General features: G+C 59.8%; 12 protein-coding genes. 4 read left to right on the top strand and 8 right to left on the bottom strand.

Annotated elements, in window-relative coordinates:
• Positions 1 to 672: 672 nt before the first annotated feature.
• The gene (locus BLQ12_RS26305; RefSeq protein WP_092215895.1) at positions 673 to 2,316 is read left to right on the top strand and encodes a hypothetical protein; all 1,644 of its coding nucleotides are present in this window, start codon (positions 673 to 675) and stop codon (positions 2,314 to 2,316) included.
• A gap of 4 nt (positions 2,317 to 2,320) precedes the next feature.
• Entirely contained in the window at positions 2,321 to 3,955 is a 1,635-nt protein-coding gene (locus BLQ12_RS26300; RefSeq protein ID WP_175470082.1) for a cyclic nucleotide-binding domain-containing protein, read from the top strand.
• Between the two features lie 124 nt (positions 3,956 to 4,079).
• Here BLQ12_RS26300 and BLQ12_RS26295 read toward each other — a convergent pair whose 3' ends face one another.
• The 5 genes from BLQ12_RS26295 to BLQ12_RS26275 form a co-directional block, all read right to left on the bottom strand.
• On the bottom strand, positions 4,080 to 5,696 hold the full coding sequence (locus tag BLQ12_RS26295) for a fumarate hydratase (RefSeq protein ID WP_092215891.1): 1,617 nt from the start codon (positions 5,694 to 5,696) through the stop codon (positions 4,080 to 4,082).
• Between the two features lie 132 nt (positions 5,697 to 5,828).
• Entirely contained in the window at positions 5,829 to 6,872 is a 1,044-nt protein-coding gene (locus tag BLQ12_RS26290) for an ABC transporter permease (protein ID WP_217640415.1), read from the bottom strand.
• A 17-nt stretch (positions 6,873 to 6,889) separates the two neighbouring features.
• Complete coding sequence (locus BLQ12_RS26285; protein ID WP_092215887.1) at positions 6,890 to 7,780, bottom strand: ABC transporter ATP-binding protein; 891 nt, start codon at positions 7,778 to 7,780, stop codon at positions 6,890 to 6,892.
• Between the two features lie 64 nt (positions 7,781 to 7,844).
• Complete coding sequence (locus BLQ12_RS26280; RefSeq protein WP_175470081.1) at positions 7,845 to 8,633, bottom strand: MlaA family lipoprotein; 789 nt, start codon at positions 8,631 to 8,633, stop codon at positions 7,845 to 7,847.
• Between the two features lie 186 nt (positions 8,634 to 8,819).
• A complete protein-coding gene (locus BLQ12_RS26275) occupies positions 8,820 to 11,333 on the bottom strand; it encodes a DNA internalization-related competence protein ComEC/Rec2 (protein ID WP_092215883.1) in 2,514 nt (837 codons plus the stop codon).
• 202 nt (positions 11,334 to 11,535) lie between these two features.
• On the opposite strand from BLQ12_RS26275, the gene BLQ12_RS26270 reads away from it, so the two are divergent.
• Positions 11,536 to 11,928, top strand: a complete 393-nt coding sequence (locus BLQ12_RS26270) for a hypothetical protein (protein WP_092215881.1) — start codon at positions 11,536 to 11,538, stop codon at positions 11,926 to 11,928.
• Between the two features lie 57 nt (positions 11,929 to 11,985).
• Here the strand turns inward: BLQ12_RS26270 and murA are convergent, their stop codons facing one another.
• From murA to BLQ12_RS26250, 3 genes are all read right to left on the bottom strand, one after another.
• Positions 11,986 to 13,242 carry a UDP-N-acetylglucosamine 1-carboxyvinyltransferase gene (gene murA / locus BLQ12_RS26265; RefSeq protein ID WP_092215879.1) on the bottom strand — a complete coding sequence of 419 codons (1,257 nt, stop codon included), beginning with the start codon at positions 13,240 to 13,242 and terminating at the stop codon, positions 11,986 to 11,988.
• A 311-nt stretch (positions 13,243 to 13,553) separates the two neighbouring features.
• Positions 13,554 to 15,293, bottom strand: a complete 1,740-nt coding sequence (locus tag BLQ12_RS26255; protein WP_175470080.1) for a PAS domain-containing sensor histidine kinase — start codon at positions 15,291 to 15,293, stop codon at positions 13,554 to 13,556.
• 199 nt (positions 15,294 to 15,492) lie between these two features.
• Positions 15,493 to 16,455 carry a thioredoxin family protein gene (locus BLQ12_RS26250; protein ID WP_175470079.1) on the bottom strand — a complete coding sequence of 321 codons (963 nt, stop codon included), beginning with the start codon at positions 16,453 to 16,455 and terminating at the stop codon, positions 15,493 to 15,495.
• 350 nt (positions 16,456 to 16,805) lie between these two features.
• Between BLQ12_RS26250 and BLQ12_RS26245 the strand changes: the two genes are divergently transcribed.
• On the top strand, positions 16,806 to 17,795 hold the full coding sequence (locus BLQ12_RS26245) for an SPOR domain-containing protein (protein WP_092215871.1): 990 nt from the start codon (positions 16,806 to 16,808) through the stop codon (positions 17,793 to 17,795).
• Positions 17,796 to 18,046: the final 251 nt, after the last annotated feature.

Below are 18,046 nucleotides of genomic sequence, written 5' to 3'. Positions count from 1 at the left end.
CCCGTTCCCATCCCGAACACGACCTATCTGATACAAAGAAGTAAGCTTATCTGCGCCGATGGTACTGCACGGGCAGCAGAGCGTCCGAGTAGGTCGTCGCCGGATTTTTTTATAGAGGCCCTTGATGATACAGTCATCAAGGGCTTTTTTTTGTTTAATTAAGGAATGCTCGTATTGCCCCGGGACCGGCCTGCATGTGCCGGCCCCCCTCGATCAGGAGGGGTGTTTGTCATGCGCCTTTACTGGTATCTCACTGGAAATACGTCATTCCGGGGCGTAACCTTCGTTGACTATGTGTTCTGTCGTGATCAAAATGAACTTACATTGAGACAGGGTTGGTGTTATAATAACAGCGTATTTTATGATGGCTTTTGGTTGTAGACCAATCAGTGAACGGTTACATTTGTTTTCTACATTTTATATCGTCTCAGCGTTATGAAAACCCTTCTTTCCATAGCGAGCCATCGCTTTCAATGGTCGGCACCCCATTCCGTTTGAACACAGACCACAACCGATTTTGTTTTAAACAGCATTCGCGGGGGACAGGGTGGATCTGCTGCGGTCTGTTATGCCGATGTCGTCTCTTCCATTGTGTTCAGGTCCCAGTACAATTCAGCGGGCAGCAAAGCAGCAGCCTCCATCCATTCAGGTAACCAGAAGGTGTGACGTTTTATGGCTGATGATCTCAATATCCATGCGGCACTGGGGGCGGTAAACCTCTTTATGAGTTCGGTGAAAAGTTGCCGGCTCTACCCGGAATCCAGTGACCTTGTCAAGCAGTCACTCAGCACGGGATACGCTCGCCTTGCCGCCTTGTTTTATCGGGATGCCCCCTTTGTCGTGTCCGAAGCCCAGGGTTCCATTCTTTTTGACGGAAAGCTCCTTGATGCAAAATCCCAGCGCATGCCTCAGATCCATTCCCTGCGTCTTCTCATGCAGGGCCTGAACCTTAAAAGCATCGTGTTTGATCGTGCCGTGGACCAGGAGAACTATGCCAAGGTGACACGGATCCTCAGCATCCCGCCGGAGGAGATGGATGCACGTGGCGGCGTACGCGAGATGTTTGAGGCCGAAGGTGTCTCCTTTGTCTCGGCCAACCACAATGTGTTTCTCGGTGCCGAAGCCGATGCGGTGATCGAAAACGACGATGAGTTTTTCCGACGTATCTGGTTTGGGCAGGTCACCGAACTTCAGGCTCTCTCCTACCTTACAAAAAAAACAGCCAACACGTCGTGGCTCCAAGCCGTTAGCAGCCGTTTTCTATCCTACAGCGCCGACAAGGGATGCGAACCGAACGACCGGGAAACCATTACGCGTCTGGCATGCCTCAACGGCTATCTCATCAAGGCGGGTATGGAGGCGGGCAGCGGTTCCATCCTCTCCCTTGTGTACGATGTGCTGGAGGCTCTCGGGCCATGGTTTAATGCCGACATCCTGGCCTTGAATCTTTCCGACAGGGCTGTGACCCAGGCGGTGGAACAGCTCGAGGCGGAGCGTTTTCTGCTGCTTGCCGCGCGGTTGCTCGTGATGAAGGGGAGCCAGAGGCGGGGAAGCCGGCTGGTGAGCAGTACCCATATGCAGGCCTATGCCGCAGCGTCGGACTGGATCCTTGCCCTGCCCCGGGGCATTGAGTCCCGGCATTCCATCGATGAGTTGAAGGTCCGTGAAGAGACTCTCCAGAAAAGGGAGCTGCTCAGAATCGAGGGGCTCATCAAAGGGCTTATGGATGGTGATTCCGATGCCCTCAATGATCTTGATACCCTGGCTGCCCTGCCCCGGACCATGACCGATCTGATTCAGGCGGGCAAGACCCGGGAGGCCGAACAATTGATCCAGAGGGTCTCTTTGGCCATCAACCTGGACGATGAGGGCAAGTCCATAGGGGCCGTCCGGGTACTTCTCCATACGGCCAAGGCCCTTACCGCCCTTGATCGGCAGGAGCAGGTCAGCCGGGTCGTTGGCCCTGTTAACCTGTGGGCGCGATACCAGCAGGAGGTGACCCCGTTATTTGAGTCCGCTGCCGATCTGATGGTGAACCACAGCCATAACCTGATTGTCTGTGGGGTGTTCACCGAGGCCATACCCCTTCTGGAAACCTTCAGCCTCATGGTCCAGGGGCGGCTCAAGAAAAACCGGCAGATGACCCAGTATGCCGAGAGAACCCTGCGCCGCATGGCCTCGGAGCGGGTGTTCAACCTTTTGATGGAAGAGTTTCGAGAGGACACAAACGGGCATCGCACCCATGCCGCCACATGCCTGGTTCTGCTCGGGAATATGTCGGTGCCCCCCCCTTCTGGACCTGCTTCGGGAAAGTGACGTCATGACCGAACGGGTTCGAGTCATGGGGGTCCTGCAGAACATAGGGCCGGGTACCCTTGCCGAGCTGACGGAACGCATGACGCCGGACAGTGCCTGGTTTTACCTTCGCAATCTCTTAAAGCTTCTCGGGGAGATTGGCGGTGAGGAGCACATTGATATCCTTGAACCTCTGGTGACGCGGCGTGAGGAACAGGTCCTTGATGCCGTGATCTCCTGCGCCAAGCAGATCGGGGGGGAGAGGCGACCGCGCTTTTTTTCCAAGGCGATCCGTACGGTTCCCAATCGGATGAAGCCCCGGCTGGCAGGGCTTTTGGGCCAGTTGGGGGGGGACGAGGCCGTGTATGCGCTCTCTGCTGTCTTGAAGTCCAGGCTGCAGGGGGCACCGGAGGAGAAAAACCAGGTCATCGAGGCGGTGTGTGCGGCCATGGGTGAGATCGGGTCCATGAAGGCCCTGCCGGCTCTGCAGAAGGTGGTGGATCAGACAGGGCTCCTGGGAAGGAGCCGATACACCTCGGAGCAGAAAAAACGCGCCGAAGCGGCCATTTTGCAGATTCGCCAGGCCATGTCCAAGGTTCGCTCGGCAGCACAGGAGAAGGAGCCGGATACGCGGGTGAAAGTGACCCGGGAATATATTGCTGCCGAGGATTTCAGTACCCTTGAGGCCATTGTCAACGGCCTGATCTGCGGGAACAAAAAATCATCGGCCCTGAAGGTTCTTCTCCTGATGGTGGAGCGGGCCGCCCGTGAAAAGGATTTTAACCGTGCGGAACGTTACAAGGCGCGGATATCCGACGTGGATGAACTGGCCCTGGGGGAGGTGGTCCGTGCCGAAGAGATCATCGATCAGGAGAAACACTTTGTGGACTCCGGGGAGTATATGGAGACCTGGCAAGAGCTGTATGCACTCCTCACCGAAGAGGAGGCGTCCAGTTTTTATCACCACGTCAAAAATGAGGCCGTGGCCGTGGACGGTGAGATCATTTCCCAGGGGGAGGTGATCAACCGGCTCTATTTCATCAACAGCGGCAGGGCGAAAATCATTTACAGGGACGGCCCCAAGGAGGCCTTTATCAAGGAGATGGGCAAGGGCGAGGTGGCGGGGTATGACGCTTTTTTCCAGACCAGTGTCTGCACGGCGTCCCTTGTGGCCCTTTCCGGTGTCAACCTGGGGTACCTGGACCGTGAAAGCCTGGCCTTGATCGGGGACAAGCACCCCGATTTTGTCCGGAAACTCCAGACGTTTTGCGGTCGATTTAACAACCTCACTGAGACCGTCCAGGCCAAAGGGCTGGAACGTCGCCGCTACAGGCGGTTCAAGGTGGAAGGCAGGGTGATCCTTCAGCTGATGACCGACCAGGGGACCACCGTGGGCAAATCCTTTGCAGGGACCATCCTCGATATCTCCGAAGGGGGGCTCTCTGCGGTGGTGAAAAGCAGCGGGTATGCCATGGCCCGTCTGCTCCTGGGGCGTTCCATCTGCTCGTTGCTGAAACCCGGAGAAGGGGAAGAGCGGTTTTCCATCCAGGGCCGGGTCAGCAGCGTCAACGAGCGGGGAGAGAACACCATCTCAATCCATGTGGCCTTTGCGCGCCCCATGGCCGTGAACCGCCTTGAAACCTTTGTGACGTATGTTTAAGTTCGGCAAAAACAAATGTGCACATTTCATAAACATGCCGCTGTGATTTAACCCGAGGAACGAGGGGTAAATCGCTGCGGCAAACAGCTTTCAAGGTGGCTCACCTTGCCGCCGGAGGCCTTTTTTACCCGATGGCCTGTTGGTAGAAGTCGTTGCCCTTGTCGTCGATGATGATAAAGGCGGGAAAGTCTTTGACGGTGATTTTAAAGATGGCTTCCATGCCGAGTTCTTCGTAGGCAAGGGTCTCCACCTTGGTGATGCAGTCCCGGCCCAGCCTGGCGGCCGGTCCCCCGATGGATCCCAAATAGAACCCTCCGTTTTCTTTGCACGATACCCTGACTTTATCAGTTCTGTTTCCCTTGGCCAGCATGATGCGTGAGCCCCCCAGCTTCTGGAAGATGGGCACATAAGGGTCCATGCGGCCGGCGGTGGTGGGGCCGAAGGAGCCGGATGCATGGCCTTCAGGCGTCTTGGCAGGCCCTGCGTAGTAGATCACGTGGTTTTTTACGTGGTCGGGAAGTTCGCCCCCTTTGTCCAGCTCTTCGGCGAGGCGGGCGTGGGCGATGTCCCGGGCCACGATGATCTCCCCGGAAAGGGAGAGCCGGGTCCCCACCGGGTGGCCGGATAGCTCAGACAGGATCGCTTCCATGGGGCGGTTCAGGTCGATGGCAACCCCGGGTTCCCCGGCTACGGCAGGTTCCGGCAGATAGCGCTCGGGCCGGGTCTCCAGCTGCTCCAGAAACACCCCGTCTTCGGTAATCTTCCCCTTGATGTTTCGATCCGCGCTGCAGCTCACCCCGATTCCCACCGGGCAGGACGCCCCATGCCGTGGGAGCCGGATGATGCGTACATCGTGGCAGAAGTATTTCCCTCCGAACTGGGCGCCGAGCCCCACCTCCCGGGTCATCTGCAACACCTCGTTTTCCATCTCCCGATCCCTGAGGGCATGACCGAAGGCGTTGCCTTTTTCCGGCAGCTCGTCGAGGTATCCCGCCGAGGCGAGTTTGACGGTTTTAAGGGTGGCTTCAGCGGAGGTGCCCCCGATGACAATGGCCAGGTGGTACGGAGGACACGCCGAGGTGCCGATCTCGGTGATTTTCTCCTTTAAAAAGGGCAGGAGGCGTTTGCGGTTGAGGATCGCCTTGGTCTCCTGGAAGAGAAAACTCTTGTTGGCGGAACCCCCGCCCTTGGCAACGAAGAGAAACTCATAGCTCGCCGATGCGACGGCCTGGATGTCAATCTGGGCGGGCAGGTTGCACCCGGTGTTCTTCTCCTCAAAGAGAGTCAAGGGGGCCATCTGGGAGTAGCGCAGGTTTTTTTCCGTGTAGGTCTCAAATATCCCTCGGGAGATGGCCTCTTCATCCGTGACCTCAGAGTCGGTCATGACACGGGAGCCCTTTTTACCCACCACCGTTGCTGTTCCCGTATCCTGGCACATGGGAAAGATCATGTCCGAGGCGATGACGGCATTTTTCAGCATCTCCATGGCCACGTAGGTGTCGTTCTTCGAGGCCTCGGGGTCGTCGACGATGTGCCTGAGCTGCTCCAGATGCCGGGGGCGGTAGAGAAAGGAGACGTCGGAGAAGGCCTCTCGGGCCAGAAGGGTCAGGGCCGACGGGGCCACACGGATGACAGGCTCTCCGAAGGCCTCCCCTTTTTCAATCCCCTCATCGCTTAGTTTTCGGTAAACAGTGGTGTCCGGCCCCAGGGGAAAGGGGGGCTGATAAACAAAGGGTTGCATGGGATGTCCTCCAGAGATGGTGATGGGTGAGCGTGTTGTCTGAGGCCCCCACTATAGGCCATGGCGACGGGCCGTCGCAACCCCGGAGTGATGGGGCACGGGGCCTTTCAGCTTTAAAACCGGCGCAACCATTCAGTCGTTTTTCCATTGAAAGAGCAGGGACCCTGCAACAAGGCACGCCAGGGTCATGGCCAGCAGGACGAGGATCTCCAGCCGGACCTCGGCAAACCCGGCTCCGTCGTTCATCACCTTGCGGGCGCCTTCGATGAGGTGGGTGAGGGGAAAGACCCGGGAGAGGGCCTGGACCCAGGGGGCGGTGCCCTCAAGGGAAAACCAGACGCCGGAGAGAAACATCATGGGCCAGGAGATGAGGTTGAGGATACCACCAGCGAGCTCTTCGCTGCTTCCCCGGGCTGCCAAAAGGAGACCCAGGGAGATCATGGCCATGCCGCCTGCAAGAAAGACGGTGAAGAGGGCGGCCAGGGAGCCCCTGCACGAGAACCCGTAGAGGACCGTGCAGGTCCCGTAGACAATGCCAGTGGTGGCAATCATGACAAAAAGGCGGGAGATGATCTGGGCCGTCAAAAATTCCCAGGGACGCACCGGGGTGACACTGAAGCGTTTGAGCACCCCGTTTTTGCGGTAGCGGACCACCACATACCCCACGCCAAAAAGGGCGGAGAACATCATGTTCATGCCGAGGATTCCGGGAAAGAGCCACGCCACATACGGGATGCGGTCCCCTGTCACCACCTGTTTGCTGAAGGGGCCGTCTCCGGTCCTGCCTCCGCCCAGGAGGATCTCTTCGAGGATCTTTCCCTTGGGGGCGTCGCTGTTGACCCAGTAACGGCCCGTGTCCGCCGAAAGGACCATGTCCAGGCGGTGGTGGCGCAGCTTGGTCAGGGCATCGTCCAGGTCCGTCAGTTCAATGACCTGGATGAGGGGGTGGGCGAGGAGGTGCTCGCTTTCGGCAAGGGCGGCCCCGGATTCTGAGCGGAGGGTGCCGGCCTTGTAGAGCTTTTGAGAGTTTTCGCTGAAAATAAGCGAAAAACCGGCAATGATGAGAAAGGGAAAGAGCAGGCTCCACCCCAGGGCGGAGCGGTCTCTGTAGAATTCGATGTTGCGGGCCTTGAAAAGGGTCCAGATACGTTTGAACATGGCGGTTGTACCTTTCATGGGGGCCGCAGAGGCCGTCAGTTCCGAAGCGCTTTGCCCGTGAGCTTTAAAAAGAGATCTTCCAGATTCTGGGGCATCACCACGATGCCCGACAGGTCGATGCCCATGGCCACGAGCTCGCGCAGGGAGCTGTCGGGATTCTCGGTCTGGATGGCGATGCGACCGTCTTTCAGGCGGAACCAGGGCGTCGTGAGGGTGGCAAAGGTGTCGTCGTTTGCCGTGCCGGGCAGGAAGATGGAAGAGCCCCGGCAGTGGGCGGAGAGCAGGGCCTCGGTGGCCCCCATGGCGATGATGCGCCCGTGGTCCATGATGGCCAGCTCGTCGCAGAGTTTTTCGGCTTCATCCATGTAATGGGTGGTGAGGACCACGGTTTTTCCGTCTCGCTTCAGGTTCTCCACGATCTCCCAGAGGTGGCGCCTGGCCTGGGGGTCGAGGCCGGTGGTGGGTTCGTCCAGGAAGATGAGGTCCGGGTCGTTGGCCAGGGCCATGGCAAGGAGGAGCCGCTGCTTCTGGCCGCCGGAGATTTTTCGGTTGTCCCGCTTGAGGATCTCTTCCAGGCGACAGATGGCGATGAGGGCTTCCCGTCCGGCCCGTTTGGTGTAGAGATGGCGAAAGGTCTCCAGGGTCTCTCCCACGGTGAGAAACATGGGCAGCTCGGTGTTCTGGAACTGAATCCCTGCCTCCCGGGAAAAGCTCTCCCCCCGGGGTGCGTCTTTGTAGAGAATCTCACCGGATGTTTCCGGAAGGATCCCTTCGATGACTTCGATGGTGGTGGTCTTGCCGGCTCCGTTGGGGCCGAGGAGGCCAAAGCAGGTGCCGGGCCGGATGGAAAAGGAGATGCCTTTTACCGCTTCGACGTCGGCGTAATGTTTGACCAGGTTGCGGACTTCAAGGATTGGGGGTTCCATGGGCTGTCCTGTTGTGCGCCCGAAGCGGTTTCGGGCGGTGTGTTGGCGCGTGGGCGGCCGCGGGTCACTCCTCGACCATTTTGTTTCGGCTCTGGATGTAGAGGTCACGGATAAAGGTATAGGGGTCCAGGGCCGAGGCCTTGAGGGTAATGTAGTCGTCGATGCTGAAGGAGGCTTCGTTTAATTTTTCGTAGGCGCTGATGCCCAGCGAGAGCTTTGTGGGTTTTACGTATCCCACGGGGTTCAGGTAAAAGTAGCCGGGAATGCTGGCGCTGTCCCGCAAGGTGGAGGGGCCGAGGAGGGGCCAGACAATGTACATGCCGTTGCCGACGCCCCAGGCTCCCAGAACCTGGCCGAGGTCTTCATCGCTGGGGCTCAGGTGGAACCAGTGAGTGGCCGGGTCACCGAAGCCCAGCACCCCCACGGTGGTGTTGATGACAAACCGGCCCACTTCGGAGCCCGCTCCTTTGAATTTTCCCTGAAGCAGACTGCTCACAAGGCGAACCGGGGTCTTGAGGTTGTCGAAGAAATTGGCGACGCCACGCCGCATCACGGTGGGGGTGACGGCACGGTACCCGGTGGCCACGGGTTTGATAACCCAGATAAGAAGGGCGTCGTTTAAGCTGAACATGGCCCGGTTAAAGGGTGCCAGGGGATCCCTGACCAACACCTCGGGGGTTTCACCGAACTCTTCGATCAACCCTTCGTCATCAAAAAAATCATCATCATCCAGAAATTCATCGTCTTCGGAAAAATCGTCGTCGGCAAACGCATCTTCGGCAAAAGCATCTTCCGGGGCCGGGGGGGCCTCAACGGTGCTTGCAGCGGTCCCCTCTTCCGGGGGGGGCTGCACAGGGGATTCCAGGGAAGGGGACGTGTGCGCAGCACATCCCTGGAGGAACAGTGCCAAAACGAGAGCCATCAGAGCGAGCGGCACGACGCGATGTCCGGTGCCACGGGAACGAAATACCAAAGGGAACCTCCACGACGAGAAAAATCGAAGCCAATTGCCGTACTTTATGCGTCGAAAGAGGCGGTGTCAAGGCTGTGTCCATGTGAGCGAAGAAGGAAAAGGAGGCGGGGGCGCAAGGAAGGTGGAGACCGACAAAGAGACGCCGTTGGATTCTATGGTGACGGCCCCGTGCAGGTCGGTTCGGTAGAGGGCGCATCCGGCCCGGAGGTATCGCTCCATGACCTCGGTGTGGGGAAGGCCGTAGCGGTTGGTTTGCCCGGCGGAGATCACCCCGATGGAGGGGGTCACCCGGGCCAGGAAGGCCCGGGTGCTGGAGCTTCGGCTGCCGTGGTGGGGGACCACCATCACGTCGGCCTTCAAGGCGTCTCCGGCGTCGGCCAGAAGCCGGTCTTCCGCCTTTTCCATGATATCCCCGGTGAGCAGAAACCGGTGGTCTCCGTAGGCCAGCCGGAGGACCAGGGAGTTGTTGTTGACGGAGCCGTCGCCTGTGAACCCTTTGGGAAGTGCCTCCGGATGAAGGCAGGTGATGTGCACGCCCTCCACGTCCATGGGAGGGGAGCGGTCCGTCAGGTGAACGATCCGGGTGCCGCAGCGGGTGGCCGCCTCGTCAAACCGGTTCCACAGGGCCCCCCTGCCGGGCCGGGGGCCGAGGAAGAGCGTCTTGACGGTGAAGTTCTTCAGGATGTGGATGAGCCCGCCCATGTGGTCGCTCTCCGGGTGGGTGAGGACCACGGCATCCAGGGTGGTGATCTGGGCGGCCTGGAGGTAGGGCCCCACGGCAAACCGCCCCACGTCGTATCGGCCCGGCCAGGCAAACCCTCCGTCCACCAACCACCTTTTCCCCTTGGGAAAGGCAAGGACTGCTGCAGACCCCTGGCCCACATCAAGAACCGTTACGCGCAGGGTGGGGTTGTGGTGGCGATGCATATAGGCCGTTGTGGCCCTTTGCCCCAGAAGGAGCAGGCAGAAGATGGCAATGAGAAGGGGCCCTTTGCGTTTGTGCGGGGTCGAGAGCAGAAGGGAAAAGAGCAGGATCATGACGAGCAGGGAGGTGGCAAGCCCGGGTCGGGGCAGGAGGAGATAGCCACCGGGGACGGCTGCAAAAAGGGAGGCTCCCTGAATGGTCCCTTCCAGGATGTACCCGGCCAGGGCGAAAAGCAGGCCGGCAAGGGGGGCGCACAGGGGAAGGATCAGAACCCCGGCAAGGCCCGGAAGGATCACCCCAAAGCTTGTCATGGGGACGAGGATGAGGTTGGCCAGGAGGCCGATGGGAGAGGCGTACCCAAAGTGGTACCAGACCAGGGGTGCGGTTCCGAAGGAGGCAAAGCACGGTGGGATGATAAACAGGAGTACCCGCTGGCGGAAGGTGCGTTGGGTCATGGGGTTCCTGGGCGTGCGGAGCTGGGCCAGGCTGGCCAGGATGGCTGCAACCGCAGCAAAGGAGAGCTGAAAAGAGACGGCAAACAGGGCCGGCGGATGGGAGACAAGAATGGCAATGGCCGCCAGGGCCAGGGTGGTGGGAAGGTCCGCCTCTTCATGGAGGGCCAGGGCTCCCATGACCAGGCATGCGGCGGTGAGGGCGCGCTGGGTCGACGGCGCCATGCCCGACAGCAGGGCGTAGAGAAGCACCGGCACCAGGGTGGCGGCGGCGGCCAGCATCTGGGTGTGGCCCTTGATGAGGGGCCGTTCCCAGTGGGAGAACATCCCGGTGAAAAGAACGTAAAACACGGTGGCCACGATGCCCAGGTGGAGGCCTGAAATGGCCAGGAGATGGGCGGTGCCGGTGTGGGTGAAGAGGTCGCGCAGGGAAGGGGAGACGTGGGCACGGTTCCCGGTGAGAAGGGCGCAGAGAAGGGCACCGGAGCGAGGTGTGGGGGCGTGGGCGAACAATGCCTTTTCAATGCGCCCCCGGGCATGGTGGAGGGCTGATTTCCACCGGTGAACGGGATGTGCCGGAGAAAGGGTGACGTCGTCTGCTTTCACCACGGCCCAGGCGGCAACACCCTTTTGCATCATGTGGCGCCGGTAGTCGAAACGCCCCGGGTTGTTGAAGCTGGTAAAGGGGCGAAGACGGCAACGGGTTGTAAGGTGCATCCCCTCGGCGACGGCCAGGGTGCAGCCTTTTTTGATGATCAGCCGGATGCCTGTACAGGGGGGAGCAAGGCCGTGACCGTTTTTGAAGCGGACGTCCCGCAGGGTGCATTTCAGGTCCCGGTCCTGGATCCGGATGTGCTCGATGCGGCCCGACAGGACCCGGGGGGCGGAGGGGGGGTCTGTGACGGGTCCGGGAAGGTCTGCCCACGGGGCGATGAGCCAGGAGCCGGCCAGGGCACACAAGGGGATGAGGAGAACCGACAGGCGTCGTCCGGGGGCGGCCAGCATCCCGCAGGCGGTAAGGGCCAGGAAGAGGCCGCCTGAAACCGGAACCGGCGTATGGGCATGTCCTGTGAGGATACCGGCCACAAGGCCTGTGAGCACGAAGAGCAGGGGACGCCCGTCAAGGCCCGACATGGAGGGAAAGAGGAAGAGAACCGTTTCCCTCACCCGGCGGGTATGGTATACTGAAGTCCTTCCAAACATAAAGTATGTGCACCCGTTGTTATCTGTTTGATACTCCCGGTATCCATTCGCTTCATGCCACGAGCCCGGCTCGTTTCCCGCACTTATTCATGATGGCCTCCTGCAACGTCGAACAGGCCCGTCTCGCTCCACAACACGATTCCATTTTTTCGTGCCGGTTCCTCTGGCTTTTGACCGGCGGCGAACCATGTGAGGTATACGTATGGGTGATTTACGCCACTGTGACCGCTTTCTCCCCAAAAGGGGCGCTTATATCGTCTTTTCCCCCTCCTTTACGCGACGGGGACCCCTGATCAACATCAGCCGTGAGGGGCTCTCCTGCATCTATTATGTCAACGACACACTGGATGCGCGAAGCATGGATACCTGCGTGAATATCCGCTATGGGAATTTTTTTCTGGGGGGGCTGCCGTTTCGCATTCTTTCGGACAAGCGTATCGGCACGGGGCGCTTCGGCCCCTTTAAGATGGTGCGACAGCGTTCGTTGATTTTTGAAGCGCTGTCGGTGAGTCAGGTGGTCCAGGTGGACTATTTCATACAGAACTTTACCCGCCTGAAGTACGATTTCCTGGAAGGGCCTTCCAGCTACAGGTGAGGTGTGGAAAAGGGATGCGGGTCACCGGCCCGGGGCCGGTGACCCGGGATGATCATATCACCCCTTGATGCGTTCGATGTCCGCTCCGAGCCCCCGGAGCTTGGTCTCGATGTGCTCGTAGCCCCGGTCGAGATGGTAGACGCGGTTGACCACCGTCTCCCCTTTGGCCACCAGGCCCGAAAGAATCAGGGAGGCACTGGCCCGTAAATCCGAAGCCATGACCTGGGCCCCTGACAGACGCTTGATTCCTTTCACCGTGGCGACATCGTTGCCCTTGAGCACGATGTCCGCTCCCATCCGTTTCAACTCCGACACATGAATAAACCGGTTCTCGAAGATGGTCTCATGGATGACGCTGGCCCCGTCGGCCAGGGTGAGCATGGCCATGAACTGGGCCTGCATGTCCGTGGGGAACCCGGGGTAGGGGGCCGTGCGGATATCCACGCTCTTGATGGCTTTCGGTCCGATGACGCGCACCGAATCCTTGCCCACCTCAAGGGTGGCCCCGACCTCTTCGAGTTTGCTCAAGGTGTGCTCCATGTGCTCGGGGGCACAGGCGGTAACCTCCACGTCCCCACCGGTCATGGCCGCGGCCACCATGAAGGTGCCCGCCTCGATGCGGTCCGGGATGATGGCGGTGTCCACAGGTGAGAGGTGGGATACACCGGTGATGGTGAGCTCGGGGGTACCCGCCCCTTCTACCTTGGCACCCATGGCGTTGAGGACATCGGCCAGGGCAATGATTTCGGGTTCTCTGGCAGCGTTGGAGAGGATGGTGACCCCTTCGGCCAGGGTGGCGGCCATCATGAGGTTCTCCGTGGCACCCACGGAGACGGTGTCGAAGACGATGCGGGCCCCTTTGAGGCGGGTGGCTTCGGCCTCCACATAACCCTGCTCCAGGCGAATGGTGGCGCCCATGGCTTCAAGGCCCTTGAGGTGCAGGTCGATGGGCCGGTCTCCGATGGCACAGCCTCCGGGCATGGAGACTTTGGCTCGGCCCATGCGGGCCACCAGGGGGCCCAGCACGAGGATGGAAGCGCGCATTTTTCGTACCAGGTCGTAGGGAGCCTCCACGCAGTCAATGGTGGAGGCATCGATGGTGACCCAGTCTTCGGCTCGATCCACCGTTGCCCCCAGTTCGGAGAGAAGGCAGACGATGCTGTGAATGTCCATGAGTCCCGGGACATTTCGAAAGGTGGTTTTGCCCCCCACCAGGAGGGATGAGACCAGAATGGGCAAAGCGGCATTTTTGGAACCGCTCACCCGTACACGTCCGTGGAGAGGGGCACCCCCTCTGACAACAATTTTATCCATGCAAGTATCTCTATCGGCAGGCGCTGCCGTTGTGTCCGTGCGGGGAGGGGTTCAGGTGATCATGAACAGGGTGGGGACCGGTGCAGCTCGTGACAGGCCCTTTGCTCGGCAGGATCCGGGCAAGGGGCAGGCGCAACAGGTTCCGGGCAGGTGGTTGAACGGTATCCCCCCGATGGTTGATGATGGGATGCCATCCCGGACGGGGGGGCATCAACAGCCTTTGTTCCGGCAACGATATACCAAGGCCGGTGACAAAGCAATGCCCCATTTTGTTGCGGGATCCCGCAGGCGTGCACGGATCAATTCGCTGATTATCTGACGGATCCCACCTCGTTGTAGATCTCTTCCAATTCCTGCTCGCTCATGTTGAAGGGGACCCTGATGACCAGGGCGGTGCCTTCCCCCGGGCTCGTGATGATGCGAAGCCGCCCGCCCATGAGGTGCACCCTCTCCTCCATGCTGCGCAGGCCCATGCCCTTAGCGTTCTGCCCCTTTCCCTTGTCCTGGTCGAACCCCACGCCGTTGTCTTCCACCCGCATGATGATGTCCGGAAAAGAGGCCACCAGTCGCAGGACCACCTTGGCGGCCCTGGCATGTTTCAGCACATTGCTTAAGGCCTCCTGGACCAGGCGGTAGAGGTTGATCTCCGTATCGGAGTGCAGGGGGATGCCGTTAAGGCCCGCGGAGAAGAAGTCCACCTCAATCCCTGTTTTGCGCTGGAAGTCCTCACAGTGGCGGAAGAGGGCCGTGGGCAGGCCCAGCTCGTCCAGGATCGGGGGCCTCAGCTCGTAGGCGATGGTCTTGACGGCTTCGATACACTCTTGGAGGACACCGGAGACGTCCTTGAGCCTGGCGCGAAGGACCGAGGCGGAGATGGGGCCCTCCAAAAGGCCGCTGCAGGTTATTTTAAGGGAGGAGAGGTCCTGGGCTACGCTGTCGTGGAGATCCCGGGCAATGCGCCGTCGCTCCTCTTCCTGGACCTGGATAATCTTTCGGGTGAGGTGCTTGATCTGGCTTTGGGCCTGGGAAAATTCGGTGATGTCGTTGACGGTGGTCAGGGCGTAGTGCTCCTGGGCCAGGGTGATGCGACGGGAGGAGAGCAGCACCGAGCGGCTCTCCCCGTCACGGGTGCGGAACCGGCACTGGAAGTTGGTGACCCACCGGTGGGTACGCATCATGGCAAGGTAGGTCTCCCAGGCGGCAGGATCCTCCCACAGCCCGATGGAGAGCGGCGTTTTTCCGGTGACCTCCTCCCGGGTGTAGCCGAACTGGGAGGAGAAGATGGCGTTGACATGGCTGAACTTGCCGCTGGAAAGGCGGTTGAAGGCGATGGGGTTGGGACTGGTCTGAAAGGCCTGCCGATAGATCTCTTTTTTTGCCTTGATGGTTTTGATGTGGCTGTCCTGCTCCAGAAGTCCCTGCTCCAGGCTCCGGTTTTTGCGGTGGAGGTCCTGGGTTTTTTTATCCATTTCGGCAATATGAAGGGAGAGGCCCGAGACCCAGGTGCGGGTCTCTTCCGTGACGCGGGTGGCGATGAGAAAATAAAGCAGGGCCAGGGCGGCGATGATCTGGCCGTCGATGGATTGGGACATCCCACCCCAGGCGATGAGGGGAAAAAGGAAAATACCGGTGTATATCTTTGTGCTGGCCGAGGGCAGCACGCTGAACACCGGGGTGATGCTCAAGATGGCCCCCGAACAGAAGATGATGAGGTAGCCCGGCCAGACCAGCCCGTAACGGGTCAGGACGAAGGTGGAAAACAGGGCAAAGGTCATGGCCGAAAGGTAGTTGAGCCTCAGGCTCCACCGGTGGGCCATGGCGGTGCCGATGCCTTTAAATAGAAAGTAGGTGATCCCGATGACCACGCGGCAGGCCATGGTGAGAAGGGTGATGCACAGGAAAAGAAGGGTGGTGGCGGGGTGGTGGGCATACAGGTCTGAGGTCCCCATGATGATGGCGATAAGAAGCGGGAGCACCGGAGACGCCAGGCTTGAGCGCAGGATGTACTCCACGTCCATGGGCCGTTTGTTTGGCGTCCGGGACAGTTTCATGGGGTACTCGCATCCTGCGAGGGCTGCCTGTATAAAGGCCCGTGCGGTGACGCGCGGGCCCGGTCGCTCCATGGTGAGTCGCAGGAATAATGGGGTCGGGTTGTGTGTGACTGCGGTATGCTTGTAAATACGGTACGATAGATACTTTGGAAACAAAGTGATTGTCAAGTAAAAAAGTGATCGCTCCGGTGATGCCCCGTCAGGGCTCTTTGATCACCAGGGTGTCCATGGCCTCTTCCACCGCTTCCCGGACAGCATCGTCACAGGGCCCTTCCAGGATATCGTTCAGGGTGGACAGGTGGGCGGCATCCCCGGAGAGCCCGGCAATGTAGATGATGTCTCCCAGGGCGGAGGGGTCAAGGGATGCCCGGCCTGCAAGGAGGGTGGCGGCGGTTTTGGAGACAATGGCCGGATGGGATTCGGCAAGTTCTTCCATCACCACCATGGCCCCTAAACGGACCGACCATTTCTCGTGGGCCAGCAGCGCGGAGAGGGAGGCAAAGGGCTTGTCGGCCCTAGCCACCATGGCTGTCACCCTGGCGGCTTCTCCCTCCTCAAGCAGTGCCCGGATTGCATCCGGGCTCAGCTCTTCGGGGGAGCGGCCCGCCACAAATTCCATGGCCGAGGCCACATCAAATTGTCCGCTCCATCTCATGTCTCCGTCGTAGATCAGGGTGGGGGCTGCCAGAACGCCCCGTTTATCGGCCTCTTCCGGGAAAAGGCTGCCGTCGTATACGGAGAGGCGGACATTTGGGTTCCCAAGGGCCAGGGTGATGAGCTGCCGCGCAATGGCGGGGCAGTACGGGCAGAATTCCGCCACAAAGAGGTCCAGAGTGGCCGGAAGTTCAAGCCGCTGAAGCGGGGCGGCAAGGGGGGCCGGAACCGCATCGGGGGTTGCCTTCAGGGCGTAGAGCAACAGATCCAGAATCTTTGCCCCGGGCAGGGTGAAAAACTTCAGGCCCTTCTCCGTTTCAAAAAAGGGCAGGGGGGCGTCGCTTTTTTTCAGGGTGAGCACAAGCTTCGGCCCGGCCGTATCGGCAAGGAATTCCCCGAAGCGTGTCATTTCATCACTTGTGGCGCTTCCCGTGGTATGGAGCGTCAGGGCCACAGGGGCGTCAAGGGCATCGGCCCAGGATTGAACGATGGGGGCGGTATCGGCCATGGCAATTGCTTCCTTTGGTGGTAACTGTTCAGCTGATGCCTCCGGCGGTCCTTTCGGGGGCCAAGCTTTTAACATGTTTGATATACAGCTGTTTGGCAAGGCGTCCTCAGCACACCTTGCCGCCGGAGGCGTATTATATACAGGTAACGATAGAAGGCCGCTTTTTAGACGCCTTAATCGAACAGGACGATGCTGTAGACTATGTCGCCTGATGGGTGATGTCAACATCCGCCCAGGGGGGCGAACACTGCGATTTCGCATTGACAGGGAGAGGAAGACCGGTGTAGGCAGTGAACAAGGCGGTATGGAAAAAAGTAATGACCCTAAGCCCTTGACGCAGAGGACGGCCCATGGACGAGCAGGACGGGAACGGGAAAGACGGGTACCTGGTTGAGGTAAAGCACCCGGGGGTGGTTGAGACGCACCGCACCCATGATCGCGGCAAAGCCCTTGAAGAGGTTCAGCGGCGGATTACCGAGGAAAACCTTGCCGTGGCAGAGGTGAACACAGGCAGGACCCTTCTGGTGGAAAAGAAAAAGGAGACCAAAGGGGCGGTTTCGCAACCGCCTGAAACCGGTGGCGAGGCCCCGTACGGGTGGCCGCGACGTGGAAAAGCCTTCAGGCGTGTCGCCCTTTTGGGCGGGCTCCTGGGGCTGATGCTCCTGGCACCCATGTTTCTGCTTTTGGGGACCGGGGTGAAGATCGCCCAGGACCCCGCCTTTGTGCCGGCTCCCCGTGTCGAGAACGTGGCGGTGGATCTCTTTGAACGCCCCGCACCCTCGGCCGAGCCGGAAGGGGAAACGCCCCGTTTAGACCCGGTCCTCCTTGCCCACGGCATTGCCGCCATGCTCAAGGCTGAACCGGTTGGCGAAGGTGCCCCGGACGCCTTTCCCTATACTGTCCACGTCAGCTCCTTTCGCAGCGCGACCCGTGCCGCGGCCCAGGTCACGGCCCTTCGGGAACAGGGCGAGGCCGCTTTTTCAGCCTATGTGGAAATCCCGGGGATGGGGGACTGGTTTCGGGTGTTCTGCGGCAATTACCCAAGCCGGGAAGACGCGGAGACGGGGCGGGAGAGGTTGCGGGCCCTGGGCATCAAGGAGACCTCCCGGGCGAAAAAATCCGTGGCCCTGGCCGTGGGAGGCCCGCTTCCCGTAAACGAGGCCCTGGCCCTGGAGAGCCGGCTTTATGCCGACGGTTTTTTTGCCTACGCCATGCCACGGTCTTTGCCCGAGGACAGGGTGCAGGTCCTCGTCGGTGCCTTCCAGTCAGAGAGCCGTGCCAAAGCAATGCAGGACCGCCTGACGGAGGCGGGGTTTCAGGCCAAGGCCGTCACACGCTAACCCGCATATTTCATGAGAAAACAACCAAACAAAACGAAAAAGGTATAATTTCAGGTAATTACAATCAAAATGTCAGCTATTTTGAAAATGCAAAATGTAAATCGACGTTTGCTGGTTGATTTTCTCACCCTTCGGGCGAGCCGAGTGCACCCATCTTCTGCGTTATCAGAGCTTTGAGGTAAACCACTACATCTGCAGCTCTGATGCCTTGAATATGGGTGCACTCGACTCGTGAAATATCCGGGCTAAGG

The organism is Desulfoluna spongiiphila, from assembly GCF_900101345.1.
In the GTDB taxonomy this organism is placed as follows: Bacteria; Desulfobacterota; Desulfobacteria; order Desulfobacterales; family Desulfolunaceae; genus Desulfoluna; species Desulfoluna spongiiphila.
The sequence above is the reverse complement of the archived record's forward strand: the minus strand, read 5'-3'. Positions and strand labels throughout refer to the sequence as shown.

Bases quoted from the DNA above. Each gene is read 5' to 3' on its own strand.
- BLQ12_RS26290 (WP_217640415.1), bottom strand. From the start codon at position 6,872: ATGAAAGGTACAACCGCCATGTTCAAACGTATCTGGACCCTTTTCAAG.
- BLQ12_RS26305 (WP_092215895.1), top strand. From the start codon at position 673: ATGGCTGATGATCTCAATATCCATGCGGCACTGGGGGCGGTAAACCTC.
- BLQ12_RS26275 (WP_092215883.1), bottom strand. From the start codon at position 11,333: ATGTTTGGAAGGACTTCAGTATACCATACCCGCCGGGTGAGGGAAACG.
- BLQ12_RS26295 (WP_092215891.1), bottom strand. From the start codon at position 5,696: ATGCAACCCTTTGTTTATCAGCCCCCCTTTCCCCTGGGGCCGGACACC.
- BLQ12_RS26245 (WP_092215871.1), top strand. From the start codon at position 16,806: ATGGACGAGCAGGACGGGAACGGGAAAGACGGGTACCTGGTTGAGGTA.
- murA (WP_092215879.1), bottom strand. From the start codon at position 13,242: ATGGATAAAATTGTTGTCAGAGGGGGTGCCCCTCTCCACGGACGTGTA.
- BLQ12_RS26270 (WP_092215881.1), top strand. From the start codon at position 11,536: ATGGGTGATTTACGCCACTGTGACCGCTTTCTCCCCAAAAGGGGCGCT.
- BLQ12_RS26250 (WP_175470079.1), bottom strand. From the start codon at position 16,455: ATGGCCGATACCGCCCCCATCGTTCAATCCTGGGCCGATGCCCTTGAC.
- BLQ12_RS26300 (WP_175470082.1), top strand. From the start codon at position 2,321: ATGACCGAACGGGTTCGAGTCATGGGGGTCCTGCAGAACATAGGGCCG.
- BLQ12_RS26285 (WP_092215887.1), bottom strand. From the start codon at position 7,780: ATGGAACCCCCAATCCTTGAAGTCCGCAACCTGGTCAAACATTACGCC.
- BLQ12_RS26255 (WP_175470080.1), bottom strand. From the start codon at position 15,293: ATGAAACTGTCCCGGACGCCAAACAAACGGCCCATGGACGTGGAGTAC.